The 21,260-nt window shown below is 43.8% G+C and carries 18 protein-coding genes and 1 tRNA gene; 8 read left to right on the top strand and 11 right to left on the bottom strand.

Annotation, left to right across the window (positions count from 1 at the left end; all coding sequences use genetic code 11):
- Positions 1–152: 152 nt before the first annotated feature.
- From B9A91_RS10000 to B9A91_RS09990, 3 genes are read left to right on the top strand one after another with little or no spacing between them, the layout of a single operon-like run.
- Positions 153–3,602 (top strand): TonB-dependent receptor, encoded by a 3,450-nt coding sequence (locus B9A91_RS10000; protein WP_235012518.1) that lies wholly within the window; start codon positions 153–155, stop codon positions 3,600–3,602.
- Positions 3,603–3,612: 10 nt separating this feature from the next.
- On the top strand, positions 3,613–5,028 hold the full coding sequence (locus B9A91_RS09995) for a RagB/SusD family nutrient uptake outer membrane protein (protein ID WP_084238189.1): 1,416 nt from the start codon (positions 3,613–3,615) through the stop codon (positions 5,026–5,028).
- An 11-nt stretch (positions 5,029–5,039) separates the two neighbouring features.
- The gene (locus B9A91_RS09990; protein ID WP_084238188.1) at positions 5,040–6,179 is read left to right on the top strand and encodes a TlpA disulfide reductase family protein; all 1,140 of its coding nucleotides are present in this window, start codon (positions 5,040–5,042) and stop codon (positions 6,177–6,179) included.
- A gap of 44 nt (positions 6,180–6,223) precedes the next feature.
- On the opposite strand, the gene B9A91_RS09985 is transcribed toward B9A91_RS09990, so the two are convergent.
- Together B9A91_RS09985 and B9A91_RS09980 are read right to left on the bottom strand one after the other, a co-directional pair.
- A complete protein-coding gene (locus B9A91_RS09985) occupies positions 6,224–7,804 on the bottom strand; it encodes a peptide chain release factor 3 (RefSeq protein ID WP_084238187.1) in 1,581 nt (526 codons plus the stop codon).
- Between the two features lie 70 nt (positions 7,805–7,874).
- Entirely contained in the window at positions 7,875–9,206 is a 1,332-nt protein-coding gene (locus tag B9A91_RS09980) for a DUF6600 domain-containing protein (RefSeq protein ID WP_084238186.1), read from the bottom strand.
- Between the two features lie 259 nt (positions 9,207–9,465).
- On the opposite strand from B9A91_RS09980, the gene B9A91_RS09975 reads away from it, so the two are divergent.
- Positions 9,466–10,179 (top strand): SAM-dependent methyltransferase, encoded by a 714-nt coding sequence (locus B9A91_RS09975; RefSeq protein WP_084238185.1) that lies wholly within the window; start codon positions 9,466–9,468, stop codon positions 10,177–10,179.
- Here B9A91_RS09975 and nadD read toward each other — a convergent pair.
- Genes nadD through B9A91_RS09960 form a run of 3 tightly spaced genes read right to left on the bottom strand, consistent with a single transcriptional unit; the run spans position 10,176 to position 12,185 of the window.
- A complete protein-coding gene (nadD, locus tag B9A91_RS09970) occupies positions 10,176–10,748 on the bottom strand; it encodes a nicotinate (nicotinamide) nucleotide adenylyltransferase (RefSeq protein WP_084238184.1) in 573 nt (190 codons plus the stop codon). The genes B9A91_RS09975 and nadD overlap by 4 nt on opposite strands.
- Entirely contained in the window at positions 10,745–11,314 is a 570-nt protein-coding gene (gmk, locus tag B9A91_RS09965; protein WP_084238183.1) for a guanylate kinase, read from the bottom strand. The genes nadD and gmk overlap by 4 nt, the downstream gene beginning before the upstream one ends.
- Positions 11,315–11,321: 7 nt before the next feature.
- Entirely contained in the window at positions 11,322–12,185 is an 864-nt protein-coding gene (locus B9A91_RS09960) for a YicC/YloC family endoribonuclease (protein WP_084238182.1), read from the bottom strand.
- A gap of 112 nt (positions 12,186–12,297) precedes the next feature.
- Here B9A91_RS09960 and B9A91_RS09955 point away from each other — a divergent pair, with 112 nt between their 5' ends.
- A complete protein-coding gene (locus tag B9A91_RS09955; protein WP_084238181.1) occupies positions 12,298–13,008 on the top strand; it encodes a hypothetical protein in 711 nt (236 codons plus the stop codon).
- A 4-nt stretch (positions 13,009–13,012) separates the two neighbouring features.
- Here B9A91_RS09955 and rnc read toward each other — a convergent pair whose 3' ends face one another.
- From rnc to B9A91_RS09940, 3 genes are read right to left on the bottom strand one after another with little or no spacing between them, the layout of a single operon-like run.
- Positions 13,013–13,741, bottom strand: a complete 729-nt coding sequence (gene rnc, locus B9A91_RS09950) for a ribonuclease III (protein ID WP_200815628.1) — start codon at positions 13,739–13,741, stop codon at positions 13,013–13,015.
- Positions 13,742–13,795: 54 nt separating this feature from the next.
- The gene (gene fabF, locus B9A91_RS09945) at positions 13,796–15,049 is read right to left on the bottom strand and encodes a beta-ketoacyl-ACP synthase II (RefSeq protein WP_084238180.1); all 1,254 of its coding nucleotides are present in this window, start codon (positions 15,047–15,049) and stop codon (positions 13,796–13,798) included.
- Between the two features lie 29 nt (positions 15,050–15,078).
- The gene (locus tag B9A91_RS09940; RefSeq protein WP_008241990.1) at positions 15,079–15,315 is read right to left on the bottom strand and encodes an acyl carrier protein; all 237 of its coding nucleotides are present in this window, start codon (positions 15,313–15,315) and stop codon (positions 15,079–15,081) included.
- Positions 15,316–15,473: 158 nt separating this feature from the next.
- Here B9A91_RS09940 and B9A91_RS09935 point away from each other — a divergent pair, with 158 nt between their 5' ends.
- The 3 genes from B9A91_RS09935 to B9A91_RS09925 all read left to right on the top strand — a co-directional run bounded on the left by B9A91_RS09935 (position 15,474) and on the right by B9A91_RS09925 (position 17,602).
- Positions 15,474–15,893, top strand: coding sequence for an IPExxxVDY family protein (locus B9A91_RS09935; protein ID WP_084238179.1), 420 nt, complete (start codon positions 15,474–15,476; stop codon positions 15,891–15,893).
- Between the two features lie 143 nt (positions 15,894–16,036).
- Positions 16,037–17,467, top strand: a complete 1,431-nt coding sequence (pyk, locus tag B9A91_RS09930; protein ID WP_084238178.1) for a pyruvate kinase — start codon at positions 16,037–16,039, stop codon at positions 17,465–17,467.
- Between the two features lie 47 nt (positions 17,468–17,514).
- Positions 17,515–17,602: transfer RNA gene (locus B9A91_RS09925), tRNA-Ser, on the top strand.
- 29 nt (positions 17,603–17,631) lie between these two features.
- On the opposite strand, the gene B9A91_RS09920 is transcribed toward B9A91_RS09925, so the two are convergent.
- The 3 genes from B9A91_RS09920 to B9A91_RS09910 are packed head-to-tail and all read right to left on the bottom strand — an operon-like array spanning position 17,632 to position 21,220.
- On the bottom strand, positions 17,632–18,834 hold the full coding sequence (locus tag B9A91_RS09920; RefSeq protein WP_084238177.1) for an ABC transporter permease: 1,203 nt from the start codon (positions 18,832–18,834) through the stop codon (positions 17,632–17,634).
- Between the two features lie 6 nt (positions 18,835–18,840).
- On the bottom strand, positions 18,841–19,800 hold the full coding sequence (locus B9A91_RS09915) for an HlyD family secretion protein (RefSeq protein ID WP_235012517.1): 960 nt from the start codon (positions 19,798–19,800) through the stop codon (positions 18,841–18,843).
- Positions 19,801–19,810: 10 nt separating this feature from the next.
- Positions 19,811–21,220: a TolC family protein gene (locus B9A91_RS09910; protein WP_084238176.1), complete on the bottom strand. Its 1,410-nt coding sequence runs from the start codon at positions 21,218–21,220 to the stop codon at positions 19,811–19,813.
- Positions 21,221–21,260 lie beyond the last annotated feature (40 nt).

Here is a 21,260-nt window from a genome sequence, read left to right as displayed (position 1 = left end):
ATCCTTTAAATAGCCAGGGGTACTGCAAATACCCCCGGCAGATTTTTTGGATTAACCTATTGAATATAATGCCAGAACACTTATTACAACAAAACCCAAACCACTAAAGTATGAAATTTTATACTAAACCCTTATGTAAACCTCCGGGTTACATGAGTAAATTACTGTTGACGATGAAACTAACTTTTGTTTTACTGATTACTGCATTTATACAGGTCAGCTTAGGGGCAAATGCCCAGAACATCAGTCTGAAAGAAAAGAACGCTTCTTTATACCAGATCTTTGATCAGATCACCAGGCAAAGCGGCTATGATTTCGTTTACCTTAATGCCATGCTGAGCAAAACAGCGGCGGTAACCATCGATGTTAAAAATGAACCTTTGAAAAACGTACTGGACTACATCTTTGAGGGACAAAGCCTTACCTATACCATCAGGAACAAAACCATAATTGTAACGCAGGTTAAGGAAACTGTTTTTGACAGGTTCCTCAATTACATAAAATCTGTAGATATAAATGCGCAGGTTGTTGATGATACCGGAAACCCGCTGATTGGCGCAAGTGTTAAGGTAAAAGGAACAAAACAAGCTACAGTTACTGATGCGAACGGTTATTTCTCGCTCAGAAATGTTGACGAAAATGCTGTTGTTACAGTTTCCTTTATCGGCTTTATACCACAGGAACTTAAAGTAAGCGAGGGGATAAAGGTTATCCGTTTAAAAACAGACAACTCAAAACTGCAGGACGTTGTAGTGGTAGGGTATGGAACTACCAAAAGAAAGGATTTAACAGGTTCTGTAGCCTCTGTAAACATCAACGATGTTAAGGATGTGCCCTTTACCAGTATAGATCAGGCCTTATCGGGTAAAGCCGCAGGCGTTCAGGTAACCCAGGGCGATGGTTCGCCGGGTGGCGTGGCCCGGATTAAGATCAGGGGAGGAACATCGATATTGGGGGGTAATGATCCTTTGTACATTATAGACGGCATACAGGTCACCATCCAGAACAGGTACATCGAAAGCCAGAGTGAAATTGTAAACCCGCTATCGGGATCAGATAACGGTGCCAACTCTATCAGCAGCTCTTTTGCAAGGGGGCTAAACAGTTTGGGCGGCTTAAATATTAACGACATTGAATCCATTGACATTTTAAAGGATGCTTCTTCAACAGCCATTTATGGTTCAAAAGCGGCAAATGGAGTAGTCATCATTACCACAAAAAGAGGAAGAAATGAGCAAAAGCCGGTCATTGAGTTTAATTACTATACTGGTGCATCTGAGCCAAGAAAAGAAAAACTGCTGAATGCCGAAGAGTATAAGCTCATCATGACAGAGTCCGCCAGAAACCTGGTCAATTCGCCCCCTCCGCAATTTCCTATGGGGCCGGTTAATCCTACGGCAGTCAATATCCTGAATACACCAAACTTTCTTGGAACGGCAAACACAGATTGGCTCGGCCTGGTATTGCGTACAGCCCTAATGCAAAACGCTGATTTTTCAGTACGGGGCGGGGGTAAGGCTTCGCGCTATTATACCTCTCTTTCTTATACCAATTCCAAAGGGGTGATTAAAGGGACTGATTTTAACCGTTTGTCTGGCAAGCTAAACCTGGATAATAACATTACCAGTAAACTGCGTACCACAACCAATATAGACTATGGCTTTACAGTAAATAACATTACCAACGGAGCGTATACCCAGGCCTTACTGGCACCGCCTACTTTTGCCCCTTACAATGAAGATGGTTCTGTGAATGCTTTTAATGGCAATCAGCTTGGTGCTTTTGCGTCGTCGGGGCTTCAAAATCCGCTTGCTTTAATTGGGGGGATCAATAAGGGAAAAAACGCCATGGTGCTGGGCTCGTTGGCCGTAGAATATGAATTTACCAAGGACCTCAAGTTTAAGAGCATTGCCTCTGTGAACTACAATTCCTATCACCAAAGGAATTATTCACCAAGCAATGCCCTTGTGGCCACCAGTGGTGGTGCCGCATCCTCCAATAACGGAATTGCCTCACAAGGTCAGACAGAATCTGTAAGCTTGTTTTTCGACAACACATTAACCTATAACAATCAGTTTAATGAAGACAACCGTATTGATGTAGTTGCCGGTACAACCTGGCAAAAAGACAATAGCCGGACTTTTCAGGCATCGGGGCAGGGCTTTCCTGACGACTTTATACTGAATGACCTGTCATCGGCGGCCATTACCCTTCCATCGGTGGCTTATTCCAGCCAGAACTCCTTGCTGAGTTTTTATGCAAGGTTAAACTACGCTTTAAAAGAACGCTATTTGTTTACCATTACTGGCCGTTCTGATGCCTCTTCCAAGTTTCCCGCCCGTAACCGTACTGCTATTTTCCCTTCGGCAGGCCTGGCCTGGCGCATTTCGCAGGAAAATTTCATGAAGTCTGTGAGCTGGATTGATGACCTGAAAATAAGGGCCAGTGCCGGTTACACCGGGACTCAAAACATTGGCGACCACATGTTCCGTACCCTTTATACCCCTGCTACCTATAATGGCCTGAATGCACTGGTACCCTCGCAACTGGGTAACAACACCATCAAATGGGAGTCTACCTTGCAAAAAGATGCAGGAATTAACTTCTCCATGTTCAAATCCAGGTTAATGGCCGAGCTGGGCATCTACGAAAAGAAAACAACGGGGTTATTATTTAACCAGGCACTGCAGCCAAGCTCTTCTTACGGCAGTGTTTACGCCAACCTGGCCAGTATCAGAAACCGGGGGCTGGAAATAGACGTAAGGGGCGATTATATACGCCATAAAGACTTTTCATGGAACGGTGCCATCAATATATCCTTTAACAGGAGCATGGTAACCAATATCAATACTGATTTTTCTGATCCTAGTGTGTCTGGTGCTTACCTGGGCAATACCATCATCCGGGAAGGCAATCCGATAGGCCTGTTTTATGGTTCACATTTCAGGGGCATTATCAGAGATGCGGAACAACTGGCCGCCTATAAAAAAGAATTTTCTTTAAACCCTTTTATATCCCCTTACCTGAACATCGGCGATCCAATGTTTGACATTAACCAACCTGGCGGTTTTCCGAGCACCACACTGGTTATTGGAAATGCAGAGCCTAAATTTTATGGCGGTTATACCAATACGCTGAATTATAAGAATTTCTCTTTAATCAGTTTGTTTAACTTTACTTATGGAAGCAAAATCCTGTATCTGGCCGATATCCAGAACCAGAAAGTGACCAACCTGAGCAATAAAAATGCAAGGATATTAGGTCGCTGGACACCTGAGAATCCAACTTCTGACAGACCAAGGGTAATTTATGGGCAAAACGGACAGATTGGTACTTCAAGCAATAACCTGTACGACGGATCTTTCCTGAAACTCAAAAGTGTGTCGCTTTCCTATCAGCTAAACAAATCTTTTATGGAAAGGATGAGGCTGCAGTCGGCTTCGATTTATGTTTCGGCCACAAATGTGTTCACCATCAGCAATTACCCGGGGCCAGACCCAGAGGTAAGCAATGACCCTTACAGTCTCATCAATGGCTCGAGCGATGCCAGCATGTACCCGACTGTAAAACAGTATACTATTGGTTTCAGAGTAGGATTTTAAGATTAAGAAAATGAAGAAGATATTTATATATGCGTTACTAATGGCCGGACTTTTTATGCCTTTTGGATGTAAAAAACAGCTGGACAAGCTTCCGGATAATGCAAAAGTAGAAGGGAATGCCATTACAGACCAGCCTTCGGCAATTGTAGCACTAAACGGGGTTTACTTTCGCTTTGCAAATGCCAGCAATACCCGCACAGATTGGTCTGTTAACCAGATCATGGGCGGCAGATTTAGTGGATACCTGGTTGATGCTACCGGTAACGGGGGCGCTAATGACGAGATCAATGCCTTTGACAATACCGGTTATATCTCGCAATGGGGGCGCTACTATAGCCTGGTGAATGCTGCAAACGGCGTGATTGGTGCGGTAGAGGGCCTTGCCGATAACAAATTTGTGGCCGGAAAAAAACAACAAATATTGGGTGAAGCCAGGTTCCTTAGGGCCTATGGGCATTTTAAGCTGCTGAGCTATTTTGGACAGTGGTTTGACGTCAATAGCGCCTATGGGGTAATTATTCAGGACCAGTTCATTACATTGACCAATAAAGACAAAGCGAGAGGGACTGTTAAGGAATGCTATGATTTTATCCTTACAGATATAGATTATGCCATTGCCAATGCACCGGTTACCGGCCCGAATGTATATGCCGGTAAGTGGACCGCAATGGCCTTGAAAATGCGGGTACTGCTTAGCCGCGGGCAGGGCGATGACTACGCTCAAACCGTAACTTTAGCCAACAGCATTATTAATGAAGGACCGTATGCTCTGGAACCTAACCTCAGGGACCTGTTCTATACAAAGGGGCTTGCCAGTACGGAGGTGATGCTGGGCATTAAGCCACAGGCCAACCAGGACCAGGTTTATGAGAACATGAGTGGTAATTTTATCGGTCGCTCCTTTATCTATGGTGCCAATCAAAACCTGATTAATTTATACAACAACGACCCGCGCAAAGCCTGGATCATTGGTACTCAATACAGAACCAGTGCCTTCAATTATTTTATCAAATTTGTACAGCCAACCCGGATATCTACAGTTGTATCTGAAACCGCTTATGCATTCCGTTTGACCGAAGTGTATCTGATGCAGGCAGAAGCCATGGTGCGTTCTGGCGGAGCACTTGCGCCGGCTAAAACCAGGCTCAAGGAAGTATTGAGCAAATCTGGCCTAACTGATTTTACGGCGGTAGATGCTGCGAACACGACCGATGAGCTGCTGAGACAAATTTATCTGGAATATGTGAGGAACATGGTAGGCGAGGATGGTATAGAGTGGATGGCTTTATTGCGCTTGCCATTTGCCATGGTACAACAACTGAGGCCAACCATCACCAATAAAATTCAATATATACTACCGATACCTAAAGCCGAGTTTTTGCAAAACCCAAAAACAGGTGAACAGAACCCAGGTTACAGCAGATAAATAAACTACAGATGAACATAAAATTAATTCTATTGACCGTAATGGCCCCTTTGGCCGTTACGGCACAGACCCCCAATTTTACGATTAGTGGTAAAATCGGGACTTTAAACAAACCCGCTAAAATTTATATTGATTATACTTCTGAAGGGACAGGTAAAACAGACTCTGCAGTATTGGTAAACGGAACATTCAAATTTGCTGGTTATGTACCTGGCGTTGCTTTTGCCCGCATGACCTTGTCTCGCGAGGGTATTAAAGAAAAAGAAATCTATGGCAAAGGTACCGGCGATGTGATCTATGTAAATTATGGAGCTGAAAATATCCTGATCCATTCCGCGGATTCGCTTTACAATGCAAAATGGACAGGGTCTAAAGTGCATGATGAAATGCTTGCCTTTGACAAAGCGGTGGGGCCTACAGTGATGAGCATAAACCACAACGCTAATGCGCTGCTCCAAAGTGCATCCCCCGAGCAACAAAAAGACACTGCGTACTTTAAGGTGCTGGATAAAAGGGTAAAAGCGCTGCGGGCTTTACGTGGCGAGAAACTATTGGAATTTGCCAAAGCCAATCCTGATTCCTTCTTTGCTTTGCAAGGCTTGTCAGAATCTGTTAGCGGTTATGGAACCCCTGCTGCTGTTGCTGAACCTATATTTAGCAGGTTAAATGAAAAATTGCGTTTATCGTATACTGGTCAGACTTTGTATAAACTGTTATCAGCACATAAAGTCACTGCAATTGGCGGGAATGCCCCGGACTTTACACAAAACGATGTAAACGGCAAGCCCGTTTCGCTTTCAGCATATAAAGGCAAACTGGTTTTGGTTGAATTCTGGGCCAGCTGGTGCCATCCCTGCCGTGAAGAAAGCCCCAATCTGATTAAACAATATGAACTTTATAGAGACAAGGGTTTTGAGATTCTTTCTGTGTCAGTAGATAGTGACAAAGGCCGGTGGCTGGAAGCCATTAAAAAAGACGGACTAACCTGGACACAGGTGTCTGATCTTAAGGGCTGGGATAATGAAGCCCGGAAACTTTATGGCATATCTGGCGTTCCTGCAAATTTCCTGGTTAGTAAGGAAGGAAAGATCATCGGATCTCATTTGAGGGCTGAAGAGCTGAATAAAAAATTAGCCGAAGTACTTAAATAAAGCTGTGAAACAGAAAGCCTGTGGTATAGGCCACAGGCTTTCTGTTATTTAAACTCTGATGTTTTGTGGAACTCAATATCCGGGTAGTCCCGCATGGTCATGTTGATCATGAACTCATTGTCTGCCAGGTAAACCGGGTTCCCGTCTTTATCCTCACCAATATGCTGCTGTTTGCGTTTCAGGAACTCGGCAAGCTTACTCCTGTCTTTTGAAGTTACCCAGTTGGAGCGGGTATAGCTCAGCATCCTGAAAGCCGCTTTGGCCCCATATTCATGCTCCAGGCGGAAGGCAATTACCTCGAACTGAAGTTCGCCCACGGCACCTACCACCTTGCGGTTTCCGGGCTGCATGGTGAACAATTGCGCCACGCCTTCTTCTGTAAGCTGTTGTATGCCTTTTTCCAGCTGTTTGGTTTTTAGGGGGTCTCTGTTCTCCAGTTCCTTAAAAATCTCCGGAGAGAAGCTCGGAATGCCCTTAAACTGAAGTTTTTCTCCTTCAGTTAAGGTGTCGCCAATTTTGAAGTTCCCGCTGTCGTACAGGCCAACCACATCTCCTGGCCAGGCTTCTTCAACAATACTTTTCTCGTTGGCCATAAAGTCCATAGGGTTGGAGAATTTCAGTTTCTTGTCCTGGCGGGTATGGTAATAAAATTTATTGCGTTCAAATTTGCCTGAGCAGATGCGCAGAAAAGCAATCCTGTCACGGTGCTTAGGATCCAGGTTGGCATGAATTTTAAATACAAAGCCGGAGAAGTTCTTTTCTCCCGCAGCCACTTCGCGCTGCTCTGCTTCACGGCCTTTCGGGCTTGGCGCAATATTGATAAAGGTATCCAGCAGTTCTTTGATCCCGAAATTGTTGATGGCACTGCCAAAAAATACCGGGGCCAGTAATCCCTCAATGTACATGCTTTTATCGAGCTGGCCATATACCCCATCTACAAGTTCCAGGTCTCCCTTTAAGCCTTCAAGCTCTTTAGGTTTTAAAAATTTAGTGAGGTTATCGTCGTTCAGATCACTGACCTCAATTACCGGTTCGCTGATCTTTGTTTTATCCGGCTCAAAAAGGTTCAGGTGGTTATTGTAAATACTGTATACGCCCTTAAAGGTATGGCCTTGACCAATTGGCCAGGAAAGGGGGCAAAGGCTGATGTTCAGCTTATTTTCGATTTCATCCAGCAGGTCAAAGGCATCCTTACCCTCACGGTCCATCTTATTGATGAAAATGATAACCGGGGTATTGCGCATACGGCATACCGACATGAGCTTTTCGGTCTGTTCCTCTACACCCTTTACGCAGTCGACCACCAGAATTACGCTATCTACTGCCGATAGGGTGCGATAAGTGTCTTCTGCGAAATCTTTGTGGCCTGGGGTATCCAGGATATTGATCCGCTTGCCGCTGTATTCAAAGCCCATCACAGAAGTTGCCACCGATATTCCACGCTGTTTCTCAATCTCCATAAAATCGGAGGTGTTGCTTTGATTGGCCTTATTGCGTTTTACGGCGCCCGCGGTGTTAATGGCACCACCAAAAAGCAGGAATTTTTCTGTCAGGGTGGTTTTTCCGGCATCGGGGTGACTGATGATGGCGAATGTTTTTCGTTTTTCTATTTCTGGGTTAATCATAATGCGGCTGCAAAGATAATTATAATATACAAAAGAAAACCGGCTGAATTTGCCGGTTTTCCCTTGATAATTACCTTCCTCCGCCCCGGGTTGGCCGCGATCCGGATGAACCGCCTTCGCCTCTTCCGCCGCGGCTTTCAACTCCCCTGGAAGGCGGGGCTGATTGCTGCGTACGCTCAGGCCTTTGGTATTGAGGCTGAGCCTGTGGTTGCGGCTGTGGCCTGCTTTCCTGGCGCTGAGGGCGTTGGTATTCACGTTGTGCAGGAGCTTCTCGTTGTGGCTGGTACTCGCGTGGGGTTTCAACCCTGCGTTCTTCTCTCTGCTGCGGTGGCTGCTGCATCCGCTCTGGTCTTTGCACAGGCGATGTTTCCCTTGTCTGGGCCGGCCGTTCTGTACGGGAAGAACCGTTGTTGTCCGGTGTCCCCACCCTCGAAGGCCGGCCATTGTTTTCGTATGACGGTCTTTCTCCTCTTGTTGGAGGTACTATGCCTGTTCTATCTCCGCCGCTGGAAGGAAAACTATTTTCACGTCCATTGCTGATGTTGCCCTGGCTGTCGCCTCTTGAAGGCCGCGAAGAAGATACTCCATTATTGCTGTTGCTGCGGTCACGGTCACGCATTGTGGTATACCCTTCGCCTCTGATGGCTTCTCTGGGAGCCGCATTGGCATTGGAGTTCCCCCTGCTTGGCCTTGGCGTATAGATGTTAACACTATTGCCACTGATGTTACTCCTGCTTGGTCTGCCGGTATTGTTTACATTATAAACACGTACATCCTGGCGGGTATCCCTTCTGATGTCATCAGCCCTTGGGCCGGTATAATAGCTTCGCCTGTTGTGAACATAGGTATTATTGATGATGGTGGTACGGTTAATGATCACCACGTTCCTGCGCGAGTAATACCTCGGAAAACTATCATAGTAGATGTTTCTCTGCGGAACAAACACCCACCAAAGGTCAGGGATGTTAAAATTGATGTTGATGTTCATGCCGGGGCCCATTGGTGCCCAGCCATAGTATCCGCCACCACTTCTCCAGCTTACCCATGCTGGTCCCCAAACGGTATCCGGAATCCATATCCATTGGTTGAAACGATTATACACCCATCTTCCGTAATGGAAAGGGGCCCATCCCCAATCGTAGTTAGACACCCAGGTGTTACCATATTCAGTCATTACCCAGCGTCCGTTGGTGTAATAAGGCCTGAAGTCGCCTTGTTCTACATCTGGCCTCCAAACATACCCGTACTGTGGGTCCTGGATCCAGGTGCCATAAGGAGACAGCTCATCATAAAATGATTGTAAGGAAACATCGTCTTGCTGAGCCATAACCTTTTGTGCTGTACCGGTTAACATGAGCATAAGCCCAAGTACAATAGCCGGTAATTTGATCATGTTTTTCATTTGTGTGTGTGTTTAATTTACCTAACGCTTTTTATATATCAATTTGAGTTCCAAAAACTTTAAAAAGTTTAATGTCGCTACTAAAATATTACATTGTGATGTTGGTGTTACGCCTAATTATATTGGTTTCATGTTTGGATTGGCAGATTTTTATTCAGAAGAGCGTAATACAATTTACGTTTTTTTCTTGCAATTAGTATCTGAAAACTGCGTTTTACCGTAATATTTTTCTTCTTTTGTAGGAAAATCAACATACCGAATGACAAAAGGCACTTTATTTCTTATTCCTGTTCCCCTGGCAGAAAATGCAGCTCAAAAATCTTTTACCTCTTTTCTGGGCGATACGATAAATTCCATTTCTACCTATATTGTTGAAAACGAGAAAACAGCACGTAAGTTTTTAAAGGAGGCCGGGCTTAAAATTCAGCAGAGCGAGCTGCTTGTGCATGACTATGGGAAACATAAGCGCGGAAATTCTATGGTGCCTTATTTTAAGGAACTGATGACGGGAAAGGATGTTGGCCTGATGAGCGAGGCAGGATGCCCAGGTATTGCTGACCCAGGAGCGGAAATTGTTGCCGAAGCGCATAAAAGAGGGATCAGGGTGGTGCCCCTGGTTGGACCAAGCTCCATTTTGCTGGCGCTGATGGCCTCTGGCTTTAACGGACAGAGTTTTACCTTCCATGGCTATCTGCCCATAGATAAGGTAGAACGGGCCAAGCGGATTAAGGAGCTGGAACAGCTGTCGCAGAAGAGCCGGCAAACCCAGCTCTTTATAGAAACGCCTTTTCGCAACAATCAGCTTTTTGAAGATATACTCAAAAATGCTTCGGGAAATACACAGCTCTGTGTAGCTTGTAACCTGACTGCCGAAGATGAGTTTGTAAAAACCTTACCGGTAGGGGCATGGCGCAAAGAGCGTTTGGATTTGCATAAAAAACCAACTATATTTTTATTGTATAAAGGAAGCTAGTGGTACATGTTCTTGCTTTCTATAAAAGAAAGCACTTTATCAGGAACAAAATACTGTACATTTTTGCCTTCAGCAATGGCTTTACGGATAAAGGTAGAGGAGATATCCATTTGTGGTGTTTCGGTGATCTTTATGGAGGGATGGCCGGCCCATTCACTGATGTCAGCTCCTGGCCTTGGGTAAACATACAGCTCATAGTTTTTTAAAATAACCTCGTAATTTTTCCACTTTTTAAAGGAAGCAAGATTGTCGGCCCCCATAATTAAGGCAAATTCTTTACCCGGATATTTTTCCTGTAAATGTGCAAGGGTATCAACGGTATAAGAGGGTTGCGGTAAACTGAACTCTATGTCGCTTACTTTAATCCGATCTGCATTTTCGGTAGCCAGTTTTGCCATTTCAAGCCTGTCGTACATGTCTGAAAGGCCGTTTTTGTTTTTTAAAGGGTTGTGTGGCGAAACCACCAGCCATACTTCTTTAAGTCCGGTAAAACCAGCCATATAACTGGCTATGATTAAATGACCGGTATGGATGGGGTTAAATGAACCAAAGAAGAGTCCCGTTTTCATGCGTTTATAAAATCTCCAACCAACTTTTCTGCTTCCAGGCAGGCGGTTTGCAGGTCAAAATTCTTAAGGATCACGTCAAATTTATCTGCATAGCCCAATTCTTTTTCGGCTTTCACAAAACGTTCCTGTAATTTTTCGGGGCTATCGGTGCCTCTGCCCGTCAGGCGTTCTTTGAGTACTTCCAATGATGGCGGTTGCACAAAGATGGCCAGGGCATCTTTTTCATATTTACGTTTCAGGCGCAGGCCGCCTTCTACATCAATATCAAAGATAACATGTTTATCCTGATCCCAGATGCGTTGGATTTCCGACCTTAAAGTACCGTAAAATGTTCCGCTGTACACCTCTTCAAATTCTACAAATTCCTGGTGCGCAACTTTATGTAAAAAGTCTTCTTTGCTGATAAAATAATAATCCTTTTCATTCATTTCATCACCACGCAGCTGGCGTGTAGTGGCAGAGATGGAAAAGCTCAGCGAAGGGAATTTCGTAAGTAAATGTTTAACGATGGTGGTTTTACCTGCTCCTGAAGGTGCAGAAAATATAATGAGTTTACCTTGTTTCATCAGGGGCTTACAATACGTTTAACAATTGTTCTTTAATCTTTTCCAGTTCTTCCTTCATCCCAACAACCAGCTGCTGTATCTGGGCATCATTGGCCTTTGCGCCCATAGTATTGATCTCCCGGCCAATTTCCTGAGAGATGAAACCAAGTTTTTTCCCATTGGCATCTTTGCCTTTTAAGCTTTCGAGAAAATAATCGCAATGACTTTTCAAGCGGATCTTTTCTTCAGTAATGTCCAGTTTATCAATGTAATAGATCAGTTCCTGTTCCAGGCGGTTCTGGTCTACATTCACTTTGCCCACGTTTTCTTCCAGAAACTGGTTCAGCCTGTTTTTGATCTGGGGGATCCGGAGAGGTTCCAATACTTCGATCTGGCTGAAAAAGTCAAGTATGTTTTTGATCCGTAATTCCAGGTCGGTCTTCAATACGGAACCTTCCATCTCCCTGAACTGGTTAAAGTTTGCCAGGGCCTTGTTAAAAGTCTCGAAAAGAATGTTCCAGTCGTTTTCACTCACTTCATCCTCTACATAGCTGATCACATCCGGGAAATTCAGGACCGCCTGCAAAAGGTTATTTGAGTTTGCGCCCAGACTCACATTAATGTTTTCCAGCTGCCTGTAATATTTGCTGAGCAGAGCTGCATTAATGGTTGCCCCCTTAAGCGCCTCTTCACCTTTTTCCAGGTTAATGGAAACACTGACCTTTCCGCGTTCCAGTTCTTTACTGCAGATGTTCCGCAAAAGCAGTTCCTTGTCTGAAAAGGCTTTTGGAAGCTTTAGATTGAGTTCTAAAAACTTACTGTTGAGGGATTTTATCTCCACTGCAAATTTTACATTCTCGTGATCTGCAGAGGCCAGGCCGTATCCTGTCATTGATTTTATCATGTGCAAAGATATAATTTATTGCGTTTTCATTTCCATTTAACTTTTTTTAACTAAGGGAATTGCTCAACAATAGTTAGTTTTACAATAATTTTTACCTGGAATGAAGTTTAACTACCTACATATTTTCCTGTTTCTGGCATTTTTCCTGACTGCCACACCTGCTGTTTTTGCCCAGGATTTTTTGCTGGGCGGTGCGGTCTACGAAAGAGGGACTACAAATCGCATTGCCGGGGCGCAAATTACCAATAAGCGGAATGGTTTCAGGGTAAGCAGCAGTGATTTTGGGCTGTTCCAGATCAAAGCAAGTGCAGGTGATACCCTTTTGGTTACCAAAATGAATTTTTCGGATGCAGAGGTTGTGGTGTTGGCCGCTAAGGATATGTTGATTTACCTGACGGGAAGCCAGATGTTGAAAGAAGTGAACATCAAGGGGCAAACCAAGAAGCAGGAATTGGACGATATGAAAAGGGAATACCGCAATAAAGGCTCGTTTTACCAGGGTAAACCGCCCTTCCTTTCTTTTCTGTTTAAGCCTTTAACTGCTGTTTATGAGTTGTTTGGCCGTACGCCTAAAAATGCAAGGCGTTTTGGCCGCTTTTATGAAACGGAGCTGCAGCAAACGCATATTGACGGATTGTTTAATGAATTTCTGATCCAGAGCAATACTGATCTTAAGGGGAAAGACCTGGAGCAGTTTATGCTGGATTACAGGCCGGAATATGAAAAATCCAAGAACTGGGCACAGTATGATGCGATAAAGTACATCAGGGATTCTTATAAAAAATATACGGATACCTTAAGGAAGAATTGAGCACTCAGATAGAAAGCGCCTCACATGCCTTTTCGGCAGCCAGCTTTTCTGCATTTTTTTTATTGTAATCTCGGCCTATCCCGTAGCTTTCGCCCTCAATCATGGCCCGGATGGTAAATAATTTGGCACTTTCACCTTCTTCATTCTCCATCATATCAAAGGTAATGTCTTTGCCATGGCGCTGGCACCATTCAATCAGTTTACTTTTGAAATTGGTTTCTGTAAGTTCGAGAGTATGGATGTCGATATAAGGCTTAACAATTCTTTTGAGCAGGAATTCCCGGGTAAAGTTATACCCCTTGTCCAGGTATATTGCCCCAATTAAGGCCTCAAAGGCATCTCCAAGCATAGAATGGTGCTTGGTTTGCACATTTACTGCTTTGTGATCGAATACGATTAACTGATCGAAACCCATTTTCCGGGCAAGCTGGTTCAGGTTGGCCCTGTTTACAATTTTAGAGCGCATTTCTGTCAAAAAACCTTCTTCTTTGTAGAGGTAACTCTTGAACAGCAGTTCGGCGATGACTGAGCCAAGAACGGCGTCGCCTAAAAATTCGAGCCGCTCATTGCTGCTCCTGCTTCCATTCTTTAAGACTTTTGCAACAGACCTGTGCCTGAACGCCATTTTATATAAAGTAGCATTTCCCGGCACAAAGCCTAAAATGTTTTTCAACTTTCTTATAAAATCCTTATCAGATGAAAGATAAAGCTTATACAGGTCAAATAATGGCATTAATTCCTAAACAATTAAAGAAAACAGCATACTGCAGCTTTCACATAAAGCGACTTATTCTTCGTATTTTTTGAATATCACAGACGCGTTATGGCCACCAAAACCAAATGTATTGCTTTGAGCAGCACGAATGGTGCGTTTTTGCGCCTTGTTAAAAGTGAAATTTAATTTTGGATCAAATTCAGGGTCATCGGTAAAATGGTTAATTGTTGGCGGAACAATATCATTTTTTACTGCAAGGATTGCAGCAATAGCTTCAACTGCACCGGCCGCACCCAATAAGTGGCCTGTCATTGATTTGGTAGAACTGATGTTCAGTTTATAGGCACTGTCGCCAAATAAATCTACAATAGCCCTGCTTTCGGAAATATCCCCCAGTGGGGTAGAAGTTCCGTGAACATTGATGTAATCGATATCGGCAGTAGTGAGCCCGGCATCATTTAAGGCATTCTGCATTACCATTTTTGCCCCCAGACCTTGTGGGTGAGGTGCCGTAATATGGTTAGCATCTGCACTCATGCCCCCGCCTACCAGTTCGGCATAAATCTTTGCACCGCGTTTTTTTGCATGTTCCAGTTCTTCCAGGATAATCGTACCTGCACCTTCGCCAGCCACAAAACCATCCCGGTCCTTGTCGAACGGGCGTGAAGCAGTAGCAGGGTCGTCATTCCGGGTTGAAAGGGCATGCATAGCATTAAAACCGCCAATTCCCGCTTCGTTAATGATGGCTTCAGATCCTCCTGAAATGATGATATCTGAAGTCCCTAACCTGATGTAGTTAAAAGCGTCGATCATCGCATTGGTTGATGAAGCACAAGCGGATACGGTTGAGAAATTAGGTCCACGCAGTCCGTATTTGATGGAGATATGGCCTGCTGCGATATCAACAATCATTTTTGGAATAAAGAATGGGTTATACCTTGGCGTACCATCGCCAAGCGCAAAATTGCTGATCTCGTCCAGAAAAGTTTTTAATCCACCGATACCGGCACCCCATATTACACCTACACGATTGGTGTCGACCTGAGAAAAGTCCAGACCACTGTCTCTCACAGCTTCGTCGGTAGACACCATGGCGTATTGTACAAAGGGATCCAGTTTCCGGGCCTCTTTTCTGTCCAGAAAGTCTTCAGGATTGAAGTTTTTAACTTCACATGCAAATTTTGTTTTGAACTTGGTAGTGTCAAAACCCTTGATCGGAGCAGCGCCACTCACCCCATTAACCAATGCCTCCCAGAATTCTGGAATGGTATTGCCTATTGGAGTGAGCGCACCAAGCCCCGTAACTACTACTCTTTTTAATTCCATTTATACGGGTTATACGGAAACCGTATTTTCTACTTTACGTTTTTCTCTAAGTAAGCAATTGCCTGACCAACTGTACCAATGGTCTCAGCCTGATCATCAGGGATCGCTACATTGAATTCTTTTTCAAACTCCATAATAAGTTCTACTGTATCTAAAGAATCCGCACCCAAGTCGTTAGTGAAAGAAGCTTCTGGTGTAACTTCGTTTTCATCCACACCTAATTTTTCAACGATAATAGCCTTAACTCTTGAAGCAATATCAGACATAATGTTTATAATTTAATGGTTAAATAATTCAGTGCAAAGAAAAATAAATATTTACACTTTTCAAATGTTTTTATTTCTGTACCAATTTTAATGTTTTTATTTTGAACATCAATGTAAAATTAGTTTTATAATTTCGTATTTCCGTAAAATATTCTGTTTTGAACAAAACTTATTTAAAACTTTCATTAGACCTCGACTTCGTTTTAATTGCCATAACTGCCTCTTTAAAAGATTACACCCTCTGTCATAAGATCAATACCAGCCTGAATTTTGGCTTTGAAAAGATTGAAGATCACGAGGTTTATTTTAATATTGATGAAGCCCCGCTATCCTTTTCCAAGTATTATTTTTTTGTTGAACAGGGTGAAATAGAATATTACATTATCAGCAATAGAAATGCCGAAGGTTTTTTAATTCCGGAGATGAACAAGGTCGATTTTTTCATGATTATTCACCAGTATATTGACAGGGAAGATCTGAATTTTATCATCTCTGGATTGAATAAACTTCCTGATATTCAGGTTGCTGCACAGATAAATCCTTTGAAGTTAAAGTCGAAAGAGAATTTAGTAATGTAAATTTTATATTGAAGGTGTACAAAATACACTATATTTGAATTTACATAACCAAACAGATAACTTTTAATAAATCAGACTGGCATCGGTTTTCTGTATCAAAAAACGCTCGTTTTGTTGGTCTGTAATAAAATTTAAATAACTCAATGAAACCATTTCATTCTAGAACAAAAATCGTAGCCACATTAGGCCCGGCCTCAGCTAAACCAGACGTTTTATATAGTATGTTTAATGCAGGTCTGGACGTTTGCCGCTTAAACTTTTCACATGGTTCGCAGGCAGATCACCAGGAAGTCCTGGATACCATTCGCAGCATCAATAAAAAGCACAACTATAATGTCGGGATACTTGCTGACCTGCAAGGGCCTAAAATAAGGATTGGTATGGTTAAGGACGGTGGTATTCAATTGATTAACGGCGCTAAGACGATCATTACCACCAAAGAGTGTGTAGGTAACGAGGAGCGCATTTACATTACTTACGAGTCTTTTCCGAAAGATGTTAAAGCCGGTGAAATTATTTTACTGGATGACGGTAAACTGCAGATGAGGGTTTTGGAAACCAATCTGGTTGATGAAGTAGTTTGCGAGGTTGTGCATGGTGGTATCCTTACCTCCAGAAAAGGGGTAAACCTGCCTAATACCAAGGTTTCAATTCCGTCTCTTACTATTGAGGATCGTAAAAATCTTGAATTTGTTCTCGAAAACGATGTAGAATGGATTGGGCTTTCTTTTGTACGTAATGCAGAAGATATCATCGAACTGAAGAACATCATTAAAGAGCGTGGCAAAACGGCACGGGTAATTGCTAAAATTGAGAAACCGGAAGCCATAGCAAATATTGATGAGATTGTTGCCGTATCTGACGGTATTATGGTTGCCAGGGGCGATCTGGGGGTAGAGATGCCAATGGAAGAAGTGCCTTTGCTGCAAAAAATGATTGTTCAGAAATGTCGCGCAGCCTCTAAGCCGGTGATTATTGCCACCCAGATGCTGGAAAGCATGATTACCACGCCAAGGCCAACGCGTGCTGAAGTAAATGATGTGGCCAACTCGGTGCTGGATGGTGCAGATGCAGTGATGCTGAGCGGTGAAACCTCTGTAGGAGAATTCCCGCTGATCGTTATTGAGACCATGCAAAAGATCATCCAAAACATAGAATTAAATAATTACCCTTTCCATCCGGAAAAATTCTTAAAGCCAAAATCGGATAGCTTCCTGAGCGATGCTATCTGCGATACGGCTTGTTTTCTGTCTAAACAAACCAATGCAGTCGGGATTGTTTCAATGACCCTGAGTGGTTATACTGCTTTCGAGATTTCGAGCCACAGGCCTAAGGCACTTACTTATATTTTTACCAGTAACAGGTCACTGCTCAATACCCTGAGTCTTTTGTGGGGTGTTCAGGGCTTTTTCTATGATAAATTTGAAAGTACAGACGAAACCATCCAGGATGTGAACGATTTGCTCAAAAAGCTTAAACTGGTTAAAAAAGGCGATGTGATCATCAACACAGCGGCTATTCCAATGGAGCGCAAGGGGAAAACAAATATGGTAAAAGTTACAGTTATTGATTAATATTCCTTCGGATTCAAAAAATTTTCTACTTTTGCAATCCGAAAAACGGAGAGTTGTCCGAGTGGTCGAAGGAGCACGCCTGGAAAGTGTGTATACTCCAAAAGGGTATCGAGAGTTCGAATCTCTCACTCTCCGCTTAAAAGCCCAACATTTGTTGGGCTTTTTTATGCTTTATCCGCGTCTTCCGATGTGCTTTCCGCGGGCGGCAGGATCTTTTTGAATACAAAGTGGAATTTAATTTTCAATGCCATCCATCCCAGGATAGCATAAACAGCAATTAATATTCCAAGGTGTTGCATGTAAGGATAGGTTAATCCTACACTGCCTTTTTGTATAAGCAGGATTTTAAATGCCTGCAGAAAGGGGGTGAGCGGGATGATATTTGCCAGCAGTTGTACAAAAACAGGCATGGCGCTGAGGGGCCAGGTGAAGCCGCTGATGATAAAGGCAGGCGAAGCAATAACCATCAGTATCTGGGTAGCCTTTAAGGCATCAGGAATGATAATGCTGACCAGCACGCCCATAAACGAGGCCGACCCCACAAAGAGTGCGGTAAGCCATATAAAATTGAATATGCCTTCTGGCAGGGGTACCCGGAAAAGAATGTGCATCAGGTAATATATGCCAACGATAAAAATAGAAAAGAACCATATTGGGCTAACCTTGATCAGCATGGTAGCAAAGGCCCGCCGGCGCATATTTTGGTATTCCCTGATGAAAGTCCCACCCTGGAATTCTGCAGCAAAACTTACCGCCATAGCCAGCAGGATTACCTGTTGCAAAACAACTGCCAGCATGGCAGGCCACATGAAGATCAGGTAATTACTGGTTGTGTTAAAAAGGGTAATGTAATTGGCTTTAAAAGGTTCATATTGTGTAAAAGCTTTTGGCGCCGGCATGCCCGCTTTTTGAAGGGCCTTTACTGAAACCCCCGCGGAAAATGTGCCGAGGGTTAATTGCAAGGCCTTGGTGGCAAAATTCGCTGTTAATACATTTCCGGTATTGATGTAAACGTTCACTTCAGGATATTTCTTTTGAAGGATGCCAGCTTCAAACCCTGAAGGGAGGATTACCACTGCCGCAGCCTCATGCCGGATCACTTCCTCTTTGATGTCCGGGCCTTCCCCCAGATATTTTAGAATTTCTATGCTTTGATTGTCATCCAGCATTTCTGTCAGCTGGTTCGACAAGGGGGTATTGTCTTTGTCGATCACAATAACGGGAATGTGCTCTACCTTCCCGCTCCTGTAAACAAAACCCAATAATGTTGCATAAAAAACGGGTGCCAAAAAGAACACCGTGCGCAAGGTGGCATTGGCAGTGAATAGTTTAAATTCACGTTTCAGCAGGCGGAAAAACTCTTTCATACCCGTTTATTTAAGGATCACATTTGCATTTACCAGGATGTTTGCTGCTTTCTCCCTGTCTGTTGGCTGGACCTTAATTTCATAAACAGCATCCTGAAGCTGATAATCAGGATAAGCCGTAGTAATGTCTGCGTAACGGGTAAGCTGCTTGATATACAAAATACGCCCATCCAGTTCTTCTTTATTGTAAACTACCCGGAGTTTTACCTCCTGTCCGTTTTTGTATTTTGCAATCTTACTTTCCGGAACGGTAAAACGAAAATAAACACTTGATGGAATATACCCATTAAACAGGGCAAAGCCTGCTGTAGCCAACTCGCCAGCGTTCAGGCTGATGGTTTCTATCTCCATATCGTTGGTAGCAATTACGTAACGTTCAGCGTAGGCCACTCTGGCTTCCTGCAAAGCGCCCCTGGCCTGTGATGCCTGTCCCGCGGCCATTTCCACTTTCTCTGCCCTTGTGCCTTTTTTTACATCATCCAGTTCTGCTACAACTGCATCATATTGTGCTTTCGCACCCTGATATTTGGCATAAACCTCGTCGTATGCCTGCGGGGCCATCAGACTATCATTAAACATATTGGTAGCCCTGTTATAAGATTTTCGGGCAAATTCATATTGCTCCTTCAAGCCTTTATATTTGGCTTGCAATTGTTTCATCTGATCGGCTGTTGCGCCATTCCTGGCCATCTGTTCCTGGGCACTGGCTGCATTTACGGCTCCCTGTGCCTGCATAATTTTTGCCGAAACTTCGGGCACATCAAGCAGTGCAAGTGTATCTCCCTTTTTTACGGTTTGTCCTTCTTTTACATATATCTTCTGTATCCGGCCGGTTACTTTCGGCGCAAAGGAAACCAACTCCTTTTTTACCTTGCCCTGAAACTCTTCCGTTTTTTCTTTTTTTGCGCAGCCCGATAAGGTGAATACTGTGATCAACAATATGGAGGCATTTATTTTCATCTTCATAGTCGTTATTTTACTCATACAGTTTCTTTATGTCCAGTTCCTGTGTAGCACGCATTAATTCAACGGCTGCCCTGCGCTGGTTAAAAATGGCATTCTGATAATCCAGTTCTGCGTTTACAAGGTCATTTTCAGCTTCCATCAGCTGGGTAGACTTGGTCATACCATACCTGAATTCTTTTTCGGCCTGTACCAATCCATCTCTGGCGATGTCTTTTTCTTTCTTTTTTAAATCAATCTGTGCATTAGCGATGTCGTAGGCCGACTGGTTATTGACTTTGTTTAAAGTCAGCTTGCGCAGGGCGTCTTCTTTCTGGATTTGAAGGGATTCCCGGTCTATACGGGCGGTTTCAATGGCATGTTTTCCTTCACGCCCGTCAAACAACTCCCATTTAAAGCCCAGGCCCGCCATAAGCAAGGGGAAGGTATTTAAGTTTGTCGGCCTCCAGTCCAGTTTTCTGCCCGGGTAATTCAGAGAAGGTATGGCAGGAATAACATTTTCAGAGGTTTTTACCCTACTCTCGTACAATCCAAAATAATAGGCTGATGCCATCATCTGTACTTTGGGTATCCACCATGTTTTTTCGGCTTTTATTTTGTAATCTGATGCATTGATGCCAAAGTTCAGCGCGCGGATCTCGGCACGGTCCCCGATGGTTTTCTGTGCTGCAGTGGGGGTTGCTGCCACCAGTACGGGTTCAATAAGCCGGAGCCGTTCAGGGGCGATGCCGGTCAGCACTTCAAGCTGTGTTAACAAAAGCGCTTTCTTTCCCTCATATTCAACCATTTTAGCATCCAGGCTCGCCTGCGCAAGTTCTATCTTTTTATGATCGTAAGGTGTAATTAGTCCATAGCCCAGGGCTTTATCTGCCGTTTTGCGGTTTGCAGCCAGTCTCTTTTTGGCTTCATCCAATACTTTTTTCGACTGATGCACCAAGGCCAGCTGATCGTAGGCCCGGGAAATTACCGCGATTGCCTCGTCCTTTGTTTTTTCCAGCAATGCTTCTTCCGACATTTTTTTCTCCTGCAGCGCTTTGCTTAGGTACTGTACCTTGCCTCCGGAATAAAGCAGCATTTTGGCTTCAGCCTTTGCCAGGCCAGAGAAGCCGGATATGTTGAGGTTATTGTTGTATTTCCCTTCGGGGATATTCAGGAATGGCTGCAGGTTGATTTCCGGGGAAACCAGGTGCATTGTTGCATTCATGTATCCTGCATTACCGCTGAGTTCAAGGGTGGGCAGGAAAATGTCTTTTAGTTTGTGCTGGTCTAGCGACGTGACTTTATTTTTATTTTGCTGCAATTTAAAGTCTGCATCCCGCACCAGGACACTGTCTAAAAGCTCCCCGAAATTTGGGGCCTGCTGTGCCTTGCAATAGCCCAATGAAAGCAATGACAAAACCAGGCAAGAAAGGGTGTTTCTCATCAGTAGAAGTGTTAATGATAGACTGGTATTAATGTAAAGA

Origin of the sequence: Pedobacter africanus (genome assembly GCF_900176535.1) — a bacterium.
GTDB classification, from domain to species: Bacteria; Bacteroidota; Bacteroidia; order Sphingobacteriales; family Sphingobacteriaceae; genus Pedobacter; species Pedobacter africanus.
This window is presented reverse-complemented; position numbering and strand designations above follow the sequence as displayed.

Bases quoted from the DNA above. Each gene is read 5' to 3' on its own strand.
- B9A91_RS10000 (WP_235012518.1), top strand. From the start codon at position 153: ATGAGTAAATTACTGTTGACGATGAAACTAACTTTTGTTTTACTGATT.
- B9A91_RS09995 (WP_084238189.1), top strand. From the start codon at position 3,613: ATGAAGAAGATATTTATATATGCGTTACTAATGGCCGGACTTTTTATG.
- B9A91_RS09990 (WP_084238188.1), top strand. From the start codon at position 5,040: ATGAACATAAAATTAATTCTATTGACCGTAATGGCCCCTTTGGCCGTT.
- B9A91_RS09985 (WP_084238187.1), bottom strand. From the start codon at position 7,804: ATGATTAACCCAGAAATAGAAAAACGAAAAACATTCGCCATCATCAGT.
- B9A91_RS09980 (WP_084238186.1), bottom strand. From the start codon at position 9,206: ATGAAAAACATGATCAAATTACCGGCTATTGTACTTGGGCTTATGCTC.
- B9A91_RS09975 (WP_084238185.1), top strand. From the start codon at position 9,466: ATGACAAAAGGCACTTTATTTCTTATTCCTGTTCCCCTGGCAGAAAAT.
- nadD (WP_084238184.1), bottom strand. From the start codon at position 10,748: ATGAAAACGGGACTCTTCTTTGGTTCATTTAACCCCATCCATACCGGT.
- gmk (WP_084238183.1), bottom strand. From the start codon at position 11,314: ATGAAACAAGGTAAACTCATTATATTTTCTGCACCTTCAGGAGCAGGT.
- B9A91_RS09960 (WP_084238182.1), bottom strand. From the start codon at position 12,185: ATGACAGGATACGGCCTGGCCTCTGCAGATCACGAGAATGTAAAATTT.
- B9A91_RS09955 (WP_084238181.1), top strand. From the start codon at position 12,298: ATGAAGTTTAACTACCTACATATTTTCCTGTTTCTGGCATTTTTCCTG.
- rnc (WP_200815628.1), bottom strand. From the start codon at position 13,741: ATGCCATTATTTGACCTGTATAAGCTTTATCTTTCATCTGATAAGGAT.
- fabF (WP_084238180.1), bottom strand. From the start codon at position 15,049: ATGGAATTAAAAAGAGTAGTAGTTACGGGGCTTGGTGCGCTCACTCCA.
- B9A91_RS09940 (WP_008241990.1), bottom strand. From the start codon at position 15,315: ATGTCTGATATTGCTTCAAGAGTTAAGGCTATTATCGTTGAAAAATTA.
- pyk (WP_084238178.1), top strand. From the start codon at position 16,037: ATGAAACCATTTCATTCTAGAACAAAAATCGTAGCCACATTAGGCCCG.
- B9A91_RS09920 (WP_084238177.1), bottom strand. From the start codon at position 18,834: ATGAAAGAGTTTTTCCGCCTGCTGAAACGTGAATTTAAACTATTCACT.
- B9A91_RS09915 (WP_235012517.1), bottom strand. From the start codon at position 19,800: ATGAAGATGAAAATAAATGCCTCCATATTGTTGATCACAGTATTCACC.
- B9A91_RS09910 (WP_084238176.1), bottom strand. From the start codon at position 21,220: ATGAGAAACACCCTTTCTTGCCTGGTTTTGTCATTGCTTTCATTGGGC.